This is a genomic window from Streptomyces sp. NPDC052012 (assembly GCF_040689265.1).
GTDB lineage: Bacteria > Actinomycetota > Actinomycetes > Streptomycetales > Streptomycetaceae > Streptomyces.
This window is the reverse complement of the sequence record NZ_JBFAXA010000014.1, coordinates 5,170-21,643: the sequence shown is the minus strand read 5'-3', so window position 1 is coordinate 21,643 and position 16,474 is coordinate 5,170. Positions and strand designations below refer to the sequence as shown.

Sequence of the window (16,474 nt, the reverse complement as noted above, 5' to 3'; positions counted from 1 at the left end):
TCAGCACCCCGACCACGCCGGTACAGCCCCACTCACCAGCGACAACACCCGGTGGCTGAAACGGCATCCGCAAGAGATGTCGCAAGCGATGTCGCAAGAGAAGTCGCAAGGAATGACGCAAGCGATGTCGCCGCCCAGCGCTCGCAGTCTGGCCACTATCAGCGGCGACAAAGCAGCCAACGCGACCAAGACTCCAACGAACCAGCCCACACCAATGCCTGACGGAGGGGAATCACGCGTGCTTGACGACGAGCAGTACTGCGACGAATGCGCCGACTACGGATGCCCCGGTCACTGGCTCTGTGACCAGTGCTCCGGTGACATCTGCAACGAGTGCAAGGGCTGTGACTGCCGGGAGTCTGCCTGCCCCGGCTACGTCGCCCACTACACCGGCACCGACTCCTAGCAACGCCAAGGGCGACCGCCCCTCTCGCCAAAGATGCGCGGTCGCCCTTGCCCAACCAGAACCCCAACCGAGGAACTGGAGACATCCAGCATGACCCAAGACACCCGTTCCGCGCTGCTGCGCGCGGCACTGGACGCCGCCGAACGCGGCTGGCACGTCTTCCCCCTACGCCCCGGCACCAAGCGGCCCGCCCTGCACGGCGCAAAGACCTGCACCCGCACCGGCCCGTGCGCCGGCGGGCACGTGAAGTGGGAACAGCGCGCCACCACCGACCCCGACCGCATCCGCGCGGCGTGGTCGACCGCGCCGTTCAACGTCGGTATCGCCACCGGCCCGTCCGGGCTGGTCGTCATCGACCTGGACGTGCCCAAGGACAAGGGCAGTTCGGACGCGCCTTGCGGCGCGGCGACCTTCGGAGCGCTCTGCGAGCGCGCCGGGCACGCCGTCCCCGACACCTACCGCACCCGGACCGCGAGCGGCGGAACGCACCTGTACTTCACCGCTCCGGACGGCATTCGGTTGCCCAACACGGCGGGGACGGTCGCCGATTCGGTCGACACGCGTGCGTGGGGCGGCTACGTGATCGCCGCGGGCAGCGTCACCCCGGCGGGACGGTACGAGCCGCTGAACGGCTCTGTGACCGCCTCGCTGCCGGGTTGGCTGCTGAGCATCCTGCGTCCGGCTCCCGCGCGCCCTGTGGGCCCGCTGCGGTTCCCGGCGGTGGACGGCAGCCACGCCGCCGTGGCCGCGCTGGAAGCCGAATGCGCGACCGTCGCCTCCGCACCGGAGGGTCTGCGCAACGTCACGTTGAACCGCAGCGCGTTCAAGGTGGGGCGGTTCGTCGCATGGGGCGACCTCCCCCGCCAGGTGGCAGAGGAGGCCTTCCAAGCGGCTGGAGAGGCGGCCGGACTCACCGCGGGCGAGTGCCGCGCCACGGTGCGCAGCGCCCTGGACAGCTCCCTGCGCACCGCCCGCCCCCGGGAGGCGGCGTGACCACTCCTGCCACCCCCCGCTTGGAAGGCCAACCGGCCGCCATCACCGGCCCGGAAGCCGCCAAGTCGACCGCGCCCCCGGCGGCCGTGGGCGAGCCGAAGGGCGCCGCCCGTAAGGGCGTCGTTTCTGTTCTTCGCTCGAACCGGTTCCCGTCCGCCGGCGCGCACCCCAGTGCCGACCCGACGCCGGACGGGCCCGGCATCCGGATCTACGCCCCGCCGGTCTACCGGCACCACTGGGACGGGGCCCGCTGGTCCCTGCGCCACGGCCGCATCCCCACGGCCGCCTACGCCTGCACCTGCGGAGAGACCGGCACCGCCCGGGGACAGGATGCCGTGACCGCGCTGGTCAACGAGTACGCCGCCCACACCTCCGGCTGCACCAAAGCCCCCACCACGCTGGAAGGAAGGGTCGCCGCATGACGACTGCCATCGACGGGGCCGCTCTGCTGAACGAGGTGGAAGCCTTCCACCGCCGCTTCAACGTCTTCCCCACCGAGGCCGCCTACGTCGCGGTCGCGCTGTGGGACGCCCACGCCCACCTGCTCGACTGCTTCGACTCCACCCCCCGCATCGCGTTCCTCTCCCCCGAGCCGGGCTCGGGCAAGACGCGCGCGCTGGAGATCGTGGAAACTCTCGTGCCGCACCCGATGACCGCGGTGAACGCGTCCGCCGCCGCGCTGTTCCGGTCCGTCTCCGCGGGCACCGCCAAGCCGACCATCCTCTTCGACGAGATCGACACGGTCTTCGGGCCGAAGGCGGGGGACAACGAGGAACTGCGCGGGTTCCTCAACGCCGGACACCGCCGCACCGGGGTCACCTACCGGTGCATCGGCGACGGCGGCAACCAGACCGTGCAAGCCTTCCCCTCCTACTGCGCGGTCGCGGTCGCCGGACTCGGCTCCCTGCCCGACACGATCCTGTCCCGCTCGGTCATCATCCGCATGCGCCGCCGGGCCAGGAACGAGAAGGTCGAACCCTTCCGGGCCCGCATCCACGAAGCTGAGGGGCACAAGCTCCGTGACCGCCTCGCCACCTGGGCCGAACAGGTCCGCGATGCCGTCATCGGGGCGTGGCCGGACATGCCGGACGGCGTGACCGACCGGCCGGCCGACGTGTGGGAACCCCTCCTCGCCGTCGCCGACGCCGCCGGCGGCACCTGGCCCGACCGCGCCCGCGCAGCCTGCGTGACCCTGGTCAGTGCGTCCAAGGCCAATGACAAGGGCAGTCTGGGGGTTCGGCTGCTGACCGACCTGCGCGATCACGTCATGGTCGGTATCGACCGCCTGCCCACCGTCGCCATCCTCGACCGGCTCAACGCCCTCGACGACGCCCCGTGGGCCGACCTCAACGGCAAGCCGCTCGACAACCGGCGGCTTTCGCGGATGCTCGCGGAGTACATGACGGCCGACAACGAGCCGATCACCTCCCGCAACATCAAGACCGCCGGGAGCGTCCTCAAGGGCTACTACGCCGCCGATCTCGCCGACGCGTGGGCCCGCTACTGCCCCCCACCCCCAGAATGTCCGCTACTTCCGCTACCTGAGACGGAGGACGCGGCCTGACCAGCGCTAACGGGGTAGCGGCAACCGCCGTCGCGAGCCGCTACCCCGCCGCTACCCATCCGCTACCGCTACTCCTTCCCGCTACCCCGCACAGGCCCCTGACCTGCGCGGTAGCGGCGGTAGCGGAAGTAGCGGCCCTCAGAAGGGGGCCAAGCGCCCCGCCATGCCCGATCCCGCGAAGGAGTCGACCGTGGCCCGCCCCGAGATGCTCAAACTTCCCGAGGTTCTCAAGGAAATCGGCATGAGCCGCGCAGCCTTCTACCGGATGCGCGCACGCGGCCAAGCTCCCAAGCTCCGCAAGCTCCCCAACGGCCAAGTCCGTATCAGCCGCGCCGACTTGGACGCGTGGTGGGAGAGCTGCACCGAGCACGCCGCCTGACCGCATCGCCTGCTGGGCCCGCCCTGGAAGGGCGGGCCCGCCTTCCGCATGGAGAGCAATGCCCTTCACCTACGACGTTCGTGTCTACAGCATCGAGATCCGCCGTGACCGTCCCAAGCCGTACCGCGTCCGCTGGCTGGTCGGTCCGCAGAAGCACTCCAAGAGCTACACCGTCAAAGCGCAGGCGGACGGCCGCCGCTCGGAACTGATGACCGCTCTCCGCAAAGGCGAGCAGTTCGACGTGGAGACGGGCCTGCCCGCCTCCGAGCTCCGCGCACTGAACGGCTCCGTCACCTGGTACGAGCACACCCGAGCGTACGTCGACAGCAGATGGGACCGCCTCCCGGCCAAGTCCCGACGCAACGACGCCGACGCCCTCGCGACCATCACGGCCGCGCTCGTGAAGACCGCGGCCGGCCGCCCGGCGCCCCGAGTGTTGCGTAGCGCCCTGTACGGGTGGGCGTACAACAAGAGCCGTTGGGGTCAAGAGCCTCCCGCCGAAGTGGCCGACGCCCTTCGATGGGTTGAGAAGAACTCCGTGGCCATCTCAGCCCTGGAAGACCCTGCGACGCTCCGCGCGGCACTGGACGCCTTGTCGAAGTTGCTCGACGGCTCCCCCGCGGCGGGGCGTACTGCCCGTCGCAAGCGAGCCTGCCTGAGCGACGTTCTCGGGCTCGCGGTCGAACGGCGGTACTTCACTGTCCCCGTGAACCCGCTGACCACGGTGAAGTGGACGGCTCCAAAGTCGACCGAGGAAGTCGACCCGGCGAGCGTCGCCAACCCGCGCCAAGTCAGGGATCTGCTCGAAGGGGTCCGCGCTCAGGGGGAGCGCGGCGCGCACCTTGAAGCCTTCTTCGGGTGCCTCTACTACGCCGCCATGCGTCCCGCTGAGGCCGTGGGCCTGAAGGCATCGCAGTGTCACCTGCCGAAGCGTGGGTGGGGGCATCTCACGCTGCGCGGCGGCATCGTGCACGCCGGCCACGGCTGGACGGACGACGACCGGGCGCACCAGGACCGCCACCTGAAGGCGCGAGCGGTCCGGGACTCGCGGGTGGTGCCGATCCCGCCGCACTTCGTCGCGATGCTGCGATGGCACATCGAGCGGTACGGCGCCGCTCCGGATGGCCGCCTGTTTCGCACGAGCCGCGGCGGCGTGATCCAGGACACGGGATATGGCGAGGTCTGGGCCGAAGCTCGGTGCGCTGCCCTGTCCCCCTCCGAGGTGGCGTCGCCGCTCGCCCGCCGGCCGTACGACCTTCGATGCGCCGGGGTCTCGTTCTGGCTCTTCTCCGGTGTCGACCCCATGGAGGTGGCGCGCAGAGCCGGACACTCCGTAGCCGTGCTGCTACGGGTCTACGCGAAGGTTCTCGCACAGGCTCAGGACCGAGCGAACCGCCAGATCGAGGCTGGCCTGCGGGAATGGGACGGAGATCATCCCTCCCCCGGGGGACGCCTGGGGGACACACGCTGATCAGAGCCGGGCCACCCCCGAGACCAGGTGAGACAACCTGCGCTTTTCGGGCGCCGTTCGCATCAGCGTGTTCGAATAGGAAAGACCCCCTCCGTGCTGCGTTTCCGCAGTTCGGAGAGGGTCTCCTCAAGTGTGGCGGCGCCAGGATTCGAACCTGGGAAGGCTGAGCCGGCAGATTTACAGTCTGCTCCCTTTGGCCGCTCGGGCACACCGCCGGGGTTGCTGCCGTCGAACCGCCTTTCGGCGGTGCTCCGTGGCAACGACGTAAACAATACCCGATGGACAGGGGTGCTTCGCCACCCGATTGATCGCCACCCGGGGGCCGGGGGGTGGCTAGGCTTGTCCGGATGCGGCCCGGGACCGTTGCGGGCTCGATGGCCGCCCCAGGTACGCCGGTACGCATTCGGTTCGCAGCCCGATACGCACCCCGATACAAGGAGCCACAGGACATGGCCGACTCCAGTTTCGACATCGTCTCGAAGGTCGAGCGGCAGGAGGTCGACAACGCCCTCAACCAGACCGCCAAGGAGATCTCGCAGCGTTACGACTTCAAGGGCGTGGGCGCCTCGATCTCGTGGTCCGGGGAGAAGATCCTCATGGAGGCGAACTCCGAGGACCGGGTGAAGGCTGTCCTCGACGTCTTCCAGTCCAAGCTGATCAAGCGTGGCATCTCACTGAAGGCCCTGGACGCGGGTGAGCCCCAGCTCTCGGGCAAGGAGTACAAGATCTTCGCCTCCATCCAGGAGGGCATCTCCCAGGAGAACGCCAAGAAGGTCGCGAAGATCATCCGCGACGAGGGTCCGAAGGGCGTCAAGGCACAGGTGCAGGGTGATGAGCTGCGCGTCACCTCCAAGAGCCGCGACGACCTGCAGGCCGTCATCGCCTTGCTGAAGGGCAAGGACTTCGACTTCGCCCTTCAGTTCGTGAACTACCGCTAGGACGCGGACGGGTGGGCGCCCGTGCGGCGCTTCGGGAGCCCACCCTCTGCGCCGCCGGTCGTCGAGCCGGCTTCTCCCTCGTCGCCCGGCGATGCGTCTGCTCGCCGGCCTCCTCGCCGGCCCTCGCGGTCAGTCGCGCGAGTGCCCGAACAGCAGGCGGTAGGCGATCAGGAGGACCAGCGAGCCGCCGATCGCGGCGACCCAGGTCGTGCCGTCGTAGAAGTCCTTGGTGACGGGGTGGTCGAGCAGACGGGCCGATATCCAGCCGCCGATGAAGGCACCGGCGATGCCGATGAGGGTGGTGCCGATGAGGCCGCCCGGGTCGCGGCCCGGCAGCAGGAACTTCGCGATGGCTCCGGCCAGCAGTCCCAGGATGATCCAGCTGATGATCGTCATGCCGTGAGCCTGCCCCTTCCCGCCGGGCTCGCACCTGCTCGGGCATCCCACCTGCCGGGCCTCGCACCGGCCGGACCTCGCACCTGCTCTCGCTCGCTGCGCGGTGCGACGCAGTGGTGGTCTAGCGCACCGACGTGAACGGCTGGTCGGTGCGGACGATGTCGCGGCCCATCGGCAGCAGGGAGACCGGGATCAGCTTGAAGTTGGCGATGCCGAGCGGGATGCCGATGATCGTCACGCACAGGGCGATGCCGGTGGCGATGTGTCCGAGGGCCAGCCACCAGCCGGCGAGGATCAGCCACAGGGCGTTGCCGACGCAGGAGCCGGCGCCCGCGTCGCGGCGTTCGACCGTGGTGTACCCGAAGGGCCACAGGGCGTAGACGCCGATCCGGAACGCGGCGATGCCGAAGGGGATGCCGATGATGGTGATACAGAGCAGCACGCCGGCGAGCAGGTAGGCGAGGAAGAGCCAGAAGCCGCTCAGGACGAGCCAGATGACGTTCAGAATGGTCTTCATCGGGTGCCACCTGCCATCTTCTCGAGTCGGGCGATGCGTTCCGCCATGGGCGGGTGGGTGGAGAACATCTTGGAGAACCCCTGGCCGGGCCGGAACGGGTTGGCGATCATCATGTGGCTGGCCGTCTCGATGCGGGGTTCGGGGGGCAGCGGGAGCTGCTTGGTGCCGAGCTCCAGCTTGCGCAGGGCGCTCGCGAGGGCGAGCGGGTCGCCGGTGAGCTGGGCGCCGGAGGCGTCTGCCTCGTACTCGCGGGAGCGGCTGATGGCCAGCTGGATCAGCGTGGCGGCGAGCGGGCCCAGAATCATGATCAGCAGCATGCCGAGCAGGCCGGGGCCGTCGTCGTCGTCGGAGCGGCCGATCGGGATGAGCCAGGCGAAGTTGACCAGGAACATGATCACGGAGGCGAGGGCGCCGGCGACCGAGGAGATCAGGATGTCGCGGTTGTAGACGTGGCTGAGCTCGTGGCCGATGACGCCGCGCAGCTCGCGCTCGTCCAGCAGGCGCAGGATGCCTTCGGTGCAGCACACGGCGGCGTTGCGCGGGTTGCGGCCGGTGGCGAAGGCGTTGGGCGCCTCCGTCGGGGAGATGTACAGGCGGGGCATGGGCTGGCGGGCCTGGGTGGAGAGCTCGCGGACCATGCGGTACAGCCCCGGGGCCTCGAACTCGCTGACCGGGCGGGCGCGCATCGCGCGCAGGGCCAGCTTGTCGCTGTTCCAGTACGCGTACGCGTTGGTGCCGAGGGCGATCAGGACGGCGACGACGAGCCCCATGCGGCCGAAAAAGCTGCCGATGACGATGATGAGTGCGGACAGTCCCCCAAGGAGGACCGCTGTCCTGAGCCCGTTGTGCCGGCGGTGCACGGTACGCCCTCCAAGTCGTGCGGCAGGGGACCCTTGCTTGCTGATCTTCCTTGTGATCTGCGCTGCCACTGGTCGTGGTGGTGTCACGTCCAGTGGACCCTCCCGTACCGGTCAACGCCAGGCGAGGGGGACTAGTTCCCTTGTGCGCGCGGTGGCGCGTGTCAACCGTCCGGGTGACGGCGGGGCGTGGGGCACGCGCGCGTGGACGGCGGATGCCGCACGCGCGCGTGCGGGATGCGGCCGGGGGTTCAGAACAGGCCGGTGCCGGTGAAGCGCAGGACCAGCTGGGGTGCGCCGGACAGGGCGATGCCGAGGACGCCGGTGAGGGCGAGCGCGGCGGTGAGCGGCGCCGGGAGGTGGTGCTTCGCCGGAGCGCCTTCGGGGGCGCGGAACAGCACGGCCGTCCACTGGAGGTAGTAGACCAGTGCGATGACGACATTGACGGCCATGACGACGGCCAGCCAGCCCAGTCCGGCGTCGACGGCGGCGGAGAAAACGGTGACCTTGGCGAAGAGGCCGATGATGCCCGGCGGGAGTCCGGCGAGGCAGAGCAGGAAGAAGGCGAGCAGGAGCGCGGTGAGCGGGCTGGAGGCGTACAGACCGCGGTAGTCGGAGACGCGGTTGAGCGTCCTCGTACGGCCCACGACGGCGGCGACCGCGAACGCGCCGAGGTTCACGGCTCCGTACATCAGCGCGTAGGCGACGGTGGAGCCGATCGCCTGCTCGGCGTCTTCGGCGTACGCGGCGGCGGCGATCGGCACCAGGAGGTAGCCCGCCTGGCCGACGGAGGACCAGGCGAGGAGGCGTACCGCGCTGTACGCGCGCGTGGCCTGCTGTCTGAGGGCGCCGACGTTGCCGACGGTCATGGTGAGGGCGGCCAGCACGGCGAGTGCCGGGCCCCAGACGTCGGCGTACGACGGGAGGGCGACGACGGTGACGAGGATCAGGCCGGAGAACCCGACCGCCTTGCCGATGACCGACAGATAGGCGGCGATGGGCAGGGGGGCGCCCACGTAGGTGTCGGGCACCCAGAAGTGGAAGGGGACGGCGGCCGTCTTGAAGGCGAAGCCGATCAGGGTGAGGACGACGCCGGTCTGGGCGAGGGTGCCGAGCTGTCCGTCGACGTTCTGGATGCGCTCGGCCACCAGGGTGAGGTGGAGGGTGCCGGTGGCGGCGTAGACGAAGCTGATGCCCATCAGGCTGACCGCGGTGGCGGTGACCGAGGACAGGAAGAACTTCAGGGCCGCTTCCGACGACCTGCGGTCGCCGTGCCTGAGGCCGACCAGGGCGAAGGCGGGCAGGGAGGCGACCTCCAGGGCGACGATGAGCGTGGCGAGGTCGCGGGAGGCGGGCAGGAGGGCGGCGCCGGCGGCGGAGGACAGGAACAGGAACCAGTACTCGCCCTCGGGGAGGCGCTTCGCGTCGTCCTTGAGGGCGGTGACCGACAGCAGGGCGGTGAGGAGCGCGCCGCCGAGCACCAGGAGCTGGATGACGAGGGTGAACCGGTCGGCGGTGTAGCTGCACACGCGCGTGTCGCCGACGAGGCAGAAGGTGCTGCGGTCGGCGTCGAGGAGGGGCAGCAGCAGCAGTGTGGCGGCGGCGAGCCCGGCCACCGACAGCCAGCCGAGCAGCGGCTTCTTCGACTCGGTGACGAACAGGTCGGCGACGAGGACGACGAGTCCGACGACCGCGGCGATGGTGGGCGGTGCGATGGCCAGCCAGTCGACGGACTGGACGAGGGAGCTCATCGGGTGCCTCCTGCGAGGAGCTGCTGCACGGCCGGGTCGGTCAGCCCGAGGAGGGCCCCTGGCCACAGCCCGGCGACGACGGTGAGGACGACGAGCGGGGTCCAGGCCGCGAACTCGTAGCCGCGCACGTCGGTGAGTTCCGGGGTTTCCTGGGGTACGGCGCCCATGCAGACCCTGCGGACCACGACCAGCAGGTACGCGGCCGTCAGCAGCGTGCCGAACGCGCCGATCGCCATGAAGGTGAGGAAGGCGGGGCGGCTGAGCCCTTCGGCTGGGTCGAACGCGCCGAACAGGGCGAGCATCTCGCCCCAGAATCCGGCGAGTCCGGGCAGGCCGAGGGAAGCGACGGCACCGAAGGCGAGCAGGCCGCCGAGGCGCGGGGCCTTGCCGTAGAGGGCGGCGCCGGTCTCCTCGGCGAGGGTGTCGAGGTCGGTGCTGCCGGTGCGGTCCTTGAGCGCGCCGACCAGGAAGAACAGCAGGCCGGTGATGAGGCCGTGGGCAATGTTGGCGAACAGGGCGCCATTGACGCCGGTCGGGGTCATGGTGGCGATGCCGAGGAGGACGAAGCCCATGTGGCCGACGGAGGAGTAGGCGATGAGGCGCTTCAGGTCGCCCTTCGCGCCTCGCTTGGCGAGGGCGAGGCAGGCGAGGGATCCGTAGATGATGCCGACGACGGCGAAGGCGGCCAGGTACGGGGCGAAGGTGCGGAAGCCGTCGGGGGCAGCGGGGAGAAGAATCCGGACGAACCCGTACGTACCCATCTTCAGCAGGACGCCGGCCAGCAGGACCGAGCCGACCGTCGGCGCGGCGGTGTGCGCGTCGGGCAGCCAGCTGTGCAGCGGCCACATCGGGGTCTTGACCGCGAGGCCGATCCCGATCGCCAGAACGGCGATGACCTGCACGGATGTGGTCAGCGACCGGCCGTTGTCAGTGGCGAGTGCCACCATGTCGAACGTGCCCGCCTTGATTCCGATCAGGAGCAGGCCGAGCAGCATGACCACGGAGCCGAGCAGCGTGTAGAGGATGAACCTCCAGGCGGCCTCGGCCCGGCCCTCACCGCCCCAGCGGGCGATGAGGAAGTACATCGGGATCAGGACCATCTCGAAGGCGAGGAAGAACAGGATCAGGTCGAGGACGGCGAAGGTCGCGAGGGTGCCGGACTCGAGGACGAGCAGCAGCGCGACGAAGGCCTTCGGGGACGGGCCCGTGGGCGGCTTGAAGTACGAGTAGAGCGCGCTGAGGAAGGTCAGCAGCGCGGTCAGGACCAGAAGGGGGAGGGAGATGCCGTCGGTGCCGAGGTGGATCCGCACGTCGAGTGCGGGGATCCAGCTGATGTCGGTCGTGGCCTGCATCTTCGACGGCTGGTCGTGGTCGAAGCCGAGCGCGAGGACGATCGCCGCGATGAGGACCGCGCCGGTGACGGTGACGCCATGGCGGAGCACGGCCTGGTCGGGTGACTTCCCCTTCAGCCCGGGCGGGGCGGGCAGCAGGGCCGCGGCGGCGCCGAGGAGCGGGCCGACGACGAGAAACGCCAGAAGGAACTGCATCACGGACTCGCTGATATCGATCACGCCTGCTCACGCTCCCGTGGCGACGAGGACGACGGCCACCGCGAGCACGACGGTGCCGGCGAGCAGCGCGCTCACATAGGTCTGCACATTGCCGGTCTGCGCCCGTCGCACGGCGGCGCCGAGCCAGCGGGGCAGGGCGCCCGCGCCGCGTACGTAGGTCTCGACGACCTCGCGGTCGAGGAACGCCACGAGGCTCGCGCCGGCCCGGACGGGGCGGACGAAGAGGGACGAGTACACGGCGTCGAGGTGGAAGCCGACGGCCGCGTGCCGGTGGAGCGGGCCGAGCAGCAGCCGGCCGGGGTCCGCCGGGTCGGGTGCGTAGGCCACGTCCCCGTAGGCGGGCTTGTGGGTGGCAATGGCCTCGGCCTCGACCTGACCGGCGTCGCCCTCCGGGTGCGCGGCGACGGCGCCGAGCGGGACACGGGCCGCTGCGGCGGTGGTGTGCCGCCAGGCGGCGTAGGTGACGATGCCGCCGACCAGGGCCACGCCCGTGCCGAGCACGGAGGTGGTGAGGGTCGGGGTGAGGTCGTGGCCGTCGAACCAGTCCGGCAGGGTGCGGAAGGCGAGGCCGCCGAGGGCGATCGAGGGCACCGCGAGGACCCAGAGCACCGCGGTCATGGTCAGCGGCTGCCGGCCGTGGTCGGGGGCGTCGGCGCCGTGGCCGCGGAAGGCCAGCAGCCACAGGCGCGTCGCGTACGCGGCGGTGAGCAGAGCGGTGACCAGTCCGGCGAGCAGGACGATCCAGCCCGCGGCGGCGGGGGCGTGCTCGGTGTGACCGGTGACCACGTGCTCGGCGACGCCGAGGACGGCTTCCTTGGAGAAGAAGCCGCTGAACGGCGGGATCGCGGCGAGCGCGAGCAGCGCCACGGTCATCGTCCAGTAGGCGTCCGGGACACGGTCGCGCAGCCGGCTCATGCGGGACATGGCGGCGAGCGAGTTGGTGCCGGCGGCGTGGATGATCACGCCGGCCGCGAGGAACAGCAGCGCCTTGAAGGCGCCGTGGGACAGGAGGTGGAAGACGGCGGCACCGCGGTCGGCGACGGCGAGGGCGCCGGCCATGTAGCCGAGCTGGCCGATCGTCGAGTAGGCGAGGACGCGCTTGATGTCGTCCTGGGCGAGCGCGGCGAGCGCCGAGCCGGCCATGGTCACGGCGGCCATGACGGCGAGGACGATCATCGCGGCCTGGGAGGCCTCGAACAGCGGGAGGAGACGGGCGACGAAATAGACACCGGCGGCGACCATCGTCGCGGCGTGGATCAGCGCGGAGACGGGCGTCGGGCCCGCCATCGCGTCGGGGAGCCACGTGTGCAGCGGGAACTGCGCCGACTTGCCCGCCACGCCCGCCAGGAGCAGCAGGGCGATCAGCGTGGGGTGCTCGATGCCGCCGTTCGCCACGGCGCCGAGGACCCGGGTGATGCGGAAGGACCCGGCGTCGGCGGCCAGGGCGAACAGGCCGATGAGGAACGGGACGTCGCCGAGCTTGGTGACCAGGAAGGCCTTGAGCGAGGCGGCGCGGGCTTCCGGGGTCTCCCAGTAGTGGCCGACCAGGAAGTACGAGCAGATGCCCATGACTTCCCAGCCGACCAGCAGCACCATCAGGTCGCCCGAGTAGACGACCAGGAGCATCGCGGAGGTGAACAGGGAGACGAGGGCCGCGTAGGAGGGGTAGCGCGGGTCGTCGCGCAGATAGCCCGTGGAGTAGATCTGCACACAGGAGGCGACGACACCGACCAGGACGGCGGTGAGGGCGGCGAAGCCGTCGATGTGCAGGGCGAGTTCGATCGGGACCGAGCCGGTGGGCGTGAGCTCGGTGGCGGCGTCCAGGGCCCGGTCGCCGCCCTGGCGTGCGGCGACGGTCGCGGCGAGGACGACAGAGGCGAGCGTCGGCAGGACGGCGAGCGGACGGACGAAGCCGGGCGCGGTGCGGCCGAGGAGCAAGCCGGCGATGGAGCCGAGGAACGGAAGGAGGGGGACGAGGACGGCGAGGGTGGTCGTGGTCACGCGGTGGCCTCAGCCTTCTCGCCGGCCGCCGGGGTGGCGGAGGCGTCGCTGCCGGGTTCGTCGCCGCCGGGGCCGTCGGGCTCGTGCCCTTCGGCGGTGTCGCGGAGCTTGTCGATGTCCGAGGTGCCGCGGTTGCGGTACACCGCGAGGACGATCGCCAGGCCGATGCCGATCTCGGCGGCGGCGATGGCGATGGTGAACAGGGTCAGGGCCTGGCCGGAGTGCAGGGTCTCCTGCGCGGTGCGGCTGAGCCAGACGTCGAAGGCGACGAGGTTCAGGTTGACGGCGTTGAGCATCAGCTCGACGGACATCAGCACCAGGATCGCGTTGCGGCGGGCGAGGACGCCGTACAGGCCGGTGCAGAAGAGGAGGACGGACAGGACGGCGGGATAGGCGAGGTGCATCAGCGGTCACCTTCCGGGGCGCGTGCCGTGTCGTGGTCCGTGGAGCGTTCCGTAGTGCGTTCCGCGGCGCGCCGGGTGCTGGCCGGTCCCCTGGCCGCGGCCCCGGCCGCGTCCCTGGTCTCGGCCTCGGCCACGCTCTCGGCCTTGGCCTTGCGGGACAGGACGATCGCGCCGACGAGGGCGGCGAGGAGGAGGACGGAGAGGGCCTCGAAGGGGAGGACCCAGTGCTGGAAGAGACTCGCGCCGGTGACCTCGGTGGAGCCGGCCGGTGCGCCGTCCAGGTCGATCCACGTGGTGCGGAAGGCGTCGACGACCACCCAGACCAGGGCCGCCGCGGCGGCGACGGCCACGGTGAGGGCGGCCCAGCGGTTGCCGGAGTCGGCGTCCGGGGAGCGGCCGATGGGCGCCCTGGTGAGCATCAGACCGAACAGGAGGAGGACGACGACGGAACCGACGTAGATGAGGACCTGCACCCAGGCGATGAACTCGGCGGTGAGCAGGAGGTACTCGACGGCGAGACCGCCGAGGGTCACCATCAGCCACAGGGCGGCGTGCACCAGCTGCCGGGTGGTGACGGTGACGACGGCGGCGCCGAAGGTGACCAGGCCGACGAGGAGGAAGGCGATCTCGACGCCGGTCGGGGACAGGAAGCCGTGCGTCTCGGTGGCGGCCGCGGCGGTGGTGTCCGCCGCGAGAAGGCCGACGGTTGCTGCGAGGGTCATTCCCGGCCCTCCTGCTTCGGCCTCGGCTGGTCCGTCTGCTGCTTGGAGTCGCCCATCGGGCGGGTGGGCTGTTCGGCCGCGCGGGCCTGCTCGTCCGCATGCCGCTCGGTCGCGGTCGGCGCCGCGGCCTCCGGCTCGGCGGTCGCGGCCTCCTGCTGGGCCGCCAGCTTGTCGGCGGTCTTGCGGGCGGCGGCGAGTTCCTTCGGCTCCTCAGCGCCGGGGTCGAGCGCCGGCGGGGCCGGGACCGTCCACATCCACTCGCGGAGCTTGTCGCGTTCGTGGGTGAGGTCGCGGATGTCGGTCTCGGCGTACTCGAACTCCGGGGACCAGAAGAGGGCGTCGAAGGGGCAGACCTCGATGCAGATACCGCAGTACATGCACAGGGAGAAGTCGATGGCGAAGCGGTCGAGGACGTTGCGGCTGCGCTCGCGGCCGCCCGGGGTCGCCGCCGGGATCGTCTCCTTGTGGGAGTCGATGTAGATGCACCAGTCGGGGCACTCACGGGCGCACAGCATGCAGACGGTGCAGTTCTCCTCGAAGAGACCGATCACACCGCGGGTGCGGGGCGGCAGCTCGGGCTGGGCGTCCGGGTACTGGTCGGTGACGGACTTCTTCGTCATCGTCCGCAGGGTGACGGCCAGGCCCTTGGCCAGGCCGGAGCCGGGGATCGGGGCCATCAGAGGAACACCACCTTGACGATGCCGGTGAGGGCGATCTGGGCGAGGGAGAGGGGGACGAGGAGGGTCCAGGAGAGCTTCTGGAGCTGGTCCTCGCGCAGGCGGGGGTAGGTGACGCGGAGCCAGATGACGAGGAAGGCAAGGACGGCGGTCTTCAGCAGGGTCCACACCCAGCCGAGGCCGTCGGCGCCCCAGGGGCCGTGCCAGCCGCCGAGGAAGAGGACGGTGGTCAGGCCGCACAGGACGACGATTCCGGCGTACTCGGCGAGAAGGAAGAGGGCGAAACGGAGGCCGGTGTACTCCGTGTACGCGCCGAAGATGATCTCCGAGTCGGCGACGGGCATGTCGAAGGGGGGACGCTGCAGTTCGGCGAGGCCGGCGATGAAGAAGACCAGCGCGCCGGTGATCTGCCAGGGCAGCCACCACCACTCGAAGGCGTCGAGGATGCCGACGAGGGAGACGGTGCCGGCCGCCATCGCCACCGAGGCGGCGGTGAGCAGCATCGGCAGTTCGTAGGCGAGGAGCTGGGCGGCGGTACGCAGGCCGCCGAGGAGGGAGAACTTGTTGGCGGACGCCCACCCGGCCATGAGCGAGCCGAGCACGCCGACGCCCATGACCGCCAGCACGAAGAACACGCCCGCGTCGAGCACCTGGCCTACGGCGCCCTCGCCGGGGCCGATCGGGATGGCGAGCAGGACGAGGAGGTAGGGCAGGAGGGCGACGGCCGGGGCGAGCTGGAAGATACGGCGGTCCGCGCCGGCCGGGACGACGTCCTCCTTCTGCGCGAACTTCACGCCGTCGGCGATGAGCTGGGCCCAGCCGTGGAAGCCGCCGGCGTACATGGGGCCGAGGCGGCCCTGCATGTGGGCCATCACCTTGTGCTCGGTCTGACCGATGATCAAGGGGAAGGTGAGGAAGACGACGAAGACGAGCAGGAGTCGCAGGGTGACGTCGAGCACGTCGTTCACTGCGGGCCTCCTGAGGGGGTGTCTGGGTTACGGGGCGCGGATTCGGGACCGCGCTCGGATTCGGAATCGGGCGCGGCGTCGGGGTCGGGCGCGGGCGCCGGGTCGGGTGTCGAGGCGGGCTCGGAGCCGGTTACGGACTCGGGCTCCGGCTCGGGTCCGCCGTCCGGACCGGGAGTCGCCTTCGGGCGGGCGTGGGTGCCGGGTTCGGGCTCGGGGCCTGTTTCCGTCTCGGGGGCGGTTTCGGCATCGGGTTCGTCGAAGGCCGGGCGGGGCTGGTGCCACGGGGCGTCCGGGCTGCGGGGTGCGACGGCAGGCTTGCGGTCGGGCCGGCCGGCCCGGGGCGCGGGCGAGGACTCGCCGCTGGTCGCCTCCGTGGCGTCCGCGGCATCTCTGGCGTCCGTGGCGTCTGTGGCGTCCGTGGCATCCCCGGCGTCCGTGGCCGTCGCCCGCTGACTCGCGGAGCCTTCGCTCGCAGTGCGCGCACGGCGTGTGGGGCGGGCCGCGGGCTCGGTCGGAGCGCCCGGTTCCGCGGCGGCGGCACCAGCGTCGGCACCGGCATCGGTGGCAGCCGTCTCGGCGCCGCTGTCGGCCGACTGACTCACGGACCCCTCGGCTGCCGTACGGGTACGGCGCGGCGTCGGCGTGGACGTCGGCTCGGCACCCCCGGCCGCACCCGCCGCCTGGCTCGCCGAACCCTCAGCCGCACTACGCGACCGGCGCGGCCTCGGCGTGGGCTCGGCAGCCCCAGCCGCACCCGCCGTCTGGCTCGCCGAACCCTCAGCCGCACTACGCGCCCGGCGCGGCGACGACGTGGACGTCGGCTCGGCACCCCCGGCCGCACCCGCCGCCTGGCTCGCCG

General features: G+C 71.0%; 17 protein-coding genes, 1 tRNA gene and 1 pseudogene. 8 read left to right on the top strand and 11 right to left on the bottom strand.

Translation table 11 applies throughout. The annotated features are described in order from the left end of the window. Window positions 1–238: 238 nt before the first annotated feature. From AB0412_RS21985 to AB0412_RS21960, 6 genes are all read left to right on the top strand, one after another. Window positions 239–406 carry a hypothetical protein gene (locus AB0412_RS21985; protein ID WP_366404274.1) on the top strand — a complete coding sequence of 56 codons (168 nt, stop codon included), beginning with the start codon at window positions 239–241 and terminating at the stop codon, window positions 404–406. A gap of 90 nt (window positions 407–496) precedes the next feature. Continuing rightward, window positions 497–1,399: a bifunctional DNA primase/polymerase gene (locus AB0412_RS21980; protein WP_366404273.1), complete on the top strand. Its 903-nt coding sequence runs from the start codon at window positions 497–499 to the stop codon at window positions 1,397–1,399. Next, window positions 1,396–1,821: a hypothetical protein gene (locus AB0412_RS21975; protein ID WP_366404272.1), complete on the top strand. Its 426-nt coding sequence runs from the start codon at window positions 1,396–1,398 to the stop codon at window positions 1,819–1,821. Before AB0412_RS21980 ends, AB0412_RS21975 begins: the two co-directional genes overlap by 4 nt. Continuing rightward, window positions 1,818–2,963: a DUF3631 domain-containing protein gene (locus AB0412_RS21970; protein ID WP_366404271.1), complete on the top strand. Its 1,146-nt coding sequence runs from the start codon at window positions 1,818–1,820 to the stop codon at window positions 2,961–2,963. Before AB0412_RS21975 ends, AB0412_RS21970 begins: the two co-directional genes overlap by 4 nt. A gap of 190 nt (window positions 2,964–3,153) precedes the next feature. Next, window positions 3,154–3,342, top strand: coding sequence for a helix-turn-helix domain-containing protein (locus AB0412_RS21965; protein WP_366404270.1), 189 nt, complete (start codon window positions 3,154–3,156; stop codon window positions 3,340–3,342). A gap of 58 nt (window positions 3,343–3,400) precedes the next feature. Then, a complete protein-coding gene (locus AB0412_RS21960) occupies window positions 3,401–4,813 on the top strand; it encodes a site-specific integrase (protein ID WP_366404269.1) in 1,413 nt (470 codons plus the stop codon). A gap of 133 nt (window positions 4,814–4,946) precedes the next feature. On the opposite strand, the gene AB0412_RS21955 is transcribed toward AB0412_RS21960, so the two are convergent. Next, window positions 4,947–5,028, bottom strand: a tRNA-Tyr gene (locus AB0412_RS21955). Between the two features lie 234 nt (window positions 5,029–5,262). Between AB0412_RS21955 and AB0412_RS21950 the strand changes: the two genes are divergently transcribed. Further along, window positions 5,263–5,751, top strand: a complete 489-nt coding sequence (locus AB0412_RS21950) for a YajQ family cyclic di-GMP-binding protein (RefSeq protein WP_260827250.1) — start codon at window positions 5,263–5,265, stop codon at window positions 5,749–5,751. A gap of 129 nt (window positions 5,752–5,880) precedes the next feature. Here the strand turns inward: AB0412_RS21950 and AB0412_RS21945 are convergent, their stop codons facing one another. From AB0412_RS21945 to AB0412_RS21900, 10 genes are all read right to left on the bottom strand, one after another. Beyond that, a complete protein-coding gene (locus AB0412_RS21945) occupies window positions 5,881–6,147 on the bottom strand; it encodes a GlsB/YeaQ/YmgE family stress response membrane protein (RefSeq protein ID WP_366404268.1) in 267 nt (88 codons plus the stop codon). A 121-nt stretch (window positions 6,148–6,268) separates the two neighbouring features. Then, window positions 6,269–6,664 carry a YccF domain-containing protein gene (locus AB0412_RS21940; protein WP_366404267.1) on the bottom strand — a complete coding sequence of 132 codons (396 nt, stop codon included), beginning with the start codon at window positions 6,662–6,664 and terminating at the stop codon, window positions 6,269–6,271. Next, window positions 6,661–7,524 (bottom strand): zinc metalloprotease HtpX, encoded by an 864-nt coding sequence (htpX, locus tag AB0412_RS21935; RefSeq protein ID WP_366404266.1) that lies wholly within the window; start codon window positions 7,522–7,524, stop codon window positions 6,661–6,663. The genes AB0412_RS21940 and htpX overlap by 4 nt, the downstream gene beginning before the upstream one ends. A gap of 248 nt (window positions 7,525–7,772) precedes the next feature. Further along, window positions 7,773–9,272, bottom strand: coding sequence for an NADH-quinone oxidoreductase subunit N (locus AB0412_RS21930; protein ID WP_366404265.1), 1,500 nt, complete (start codon window positions 9,270–9,272; stop codon window positions 7,773–7,775). Continuing rightward, window positions 9,269–10,843, bottom strand: coding sequence for an NADH-quinone oxidoreductase subunit M (locus tag AB0412_RS21925; RefSeq protein WP_366404264.1), 1,575 nt, complete (start codon window positions 10,841–10,843; stop codon window positions 9,269–9,271). Before AB0412_RS21925 ends, AB0412_RS21930 begins: the two co-directional genes overlap by 4 nt. A gap of 6 nt (window positions 10,844–10,849) precedes the next feature. Then, window positions 10,850–12,844, bottom strand: a complete 1,995-nt coding sequence (locus tag AB0412_RS21920) for an NADH-quinone oxidoreductase subunit L (protein ID WP_366404263.1) — start codon at window positions 12,842–12,844, stop codon at window positions 10,850–10,852. Further along, on the bottom strand, window positions 12,841–13,248 hold the full coding sequence (nuoK, locus tag AB0412_RS21915; protein WP_366404262.1) for an NADH-quinone oxidoreductase subunit NuoK: 408 nt from the start codon (window positions 13,246–13,248) through the stop codon (window positions 12,841–12,843). Before nuoK ends, AB0412_RS21920 begins: the two co-directional genes overlap by 4 nt. Then, window positions 13,248–13,970 carry an NADH-quinone oxidoreductase subunit J gene (locus AB0412_RS21910; protein WP_366404261.1) on the bottom strand — a complete coding sequence of 241 codons (723 nt, stop codon included), beginning with the start codon at window positions 13,968–13,970 and terminating at the stop codon, window positions 13,248–13,250. The genes nuoK and AB0412_RS21910 overlap by 1 nt, the downstream gene beginning before the upstream one ends. Beyond that, the gene (locus AB0412_RS21905; RefSeq protein ID WP_366404260.1) at window positions 13,967–14,647 is read right to left on the bottom strand and encodes an NADH-quinone oxidoreductase subunit I; all 681 of its coding nucleotides are present in this window, start codon (window positions 14,645–14,647) and stop codon (window positions 13,967–13,969) included. The genes AB0412_RS21910 and AB0412_RS21905 overlap by 4 nt, the downstream gene beginning before the upstream one ends. Beyond that, the gene (locus tag AB0412_RS21900) at window positions 14,647–15,615 is read right to left on the bottom strand and encodes a complex I subunit 1 family protein (protein WP_260828913.1); all 969 of its coding nucleotides are present in this window, start codon (window positions 15,613–15,615) and stop codon (window positions 14,647–14,649) included. Before AB0412_RS21900 ends, AB0412_RS21905 begins: the two co-directional genes overlap by 1 nt. Before the next feature lie 642 nt (window positions 15,616–16,257). On the opposite strand from AB0412_RS21900, the pseudogene AB0412_RS21895 reads away from it, so the two are divergent. Continuing rightward, window positions 16,258–16,474, top strand: a pseudogene (locus tag AB0412_RS21895) (2-oxoglutarate dehydrogenase, E2 component, dihydrolipoamide succinyltransferase); the annotation flags it as partial.

What these genes read in the sequence shown, in the direction of transcription:
- AB0412_RS21980 (WP_366404273.1), top strand. Translation starts at nt 497, where the DNA reads ATGACCCAAGACACCCGTTCCGCGCTGCTGCGCGCGGCACTGGACGCC.
- AB0412_RS21970 (WP_366404271.1), top strand. Translation starts at nt 1,818, where the DNA reads ATGACGACTGCCATCGACGGGGCCGCTCTGCTGAACGAGGTGGAAGCC.
- AB0412_RS21960 (WP_366404269.1), top strand. Translation starts at nt 3,401, where the DNA reads ATGCCCTTCACCTACGACGTTCGTGTCTACAGCATCGAGATCCGCCGT.
- AB0412_RS21950 (WP_260827250.1), top strand. Translation starts at nt 5,263, where the DNA reads ATGGCCGACTCCAGTTTCGACATCGTCTCGAAGGTCGAGCGGCAGGAG.
- AB0412_RS21945 (WP_366404268.1), bottom strand. Translation starts at nt 6,147, where the DNA reads ATGACGATCATCAGCTGGATCATCCTGGGACTGCTGGCCGGAGCCATC.
- AB0412_RS21940 (WP_366404267.1), bottom strand. Translation starts at nt 6,664, where the DNA reads ATGAAGACCATTCTGAACGTCATCTGGCTCGTCCTGAGCGGCTTCTGG.
- AB0412_RS21930 (WP_366404265.1), bottom strand. Translation starts at nt 9,272, where the DNA reads ATGAGCTCCCTCGTCCAGTCCGTCGACTGGCTGGCCATCGCACCGCCC.
- nuoK (WP_366404262.1), bottom strand. Translation starts at nt 13,248, where the DNA reads ATGCACCTCGCCTATCCCGCCGTCCTGTCCGTCCTCCTCTTCTGCACC.
- AB0412_RS21910 (WP_366404261.1), bottom strand. Translation starts at nt 13,970, where the DNA reads ATGACCCTCGCAGCAACCGTCGGCCTTCTCGCGGCGGACACCACCGCC.
- AB0412_RS21905 (WP_366404260.1), bottom strand. Translation starts at nt 14,647, where the DNA reads ATGGCCCCGATCCCCGGCTCCGGCCTGGCCAAGGGCCTGGCCGTCACC.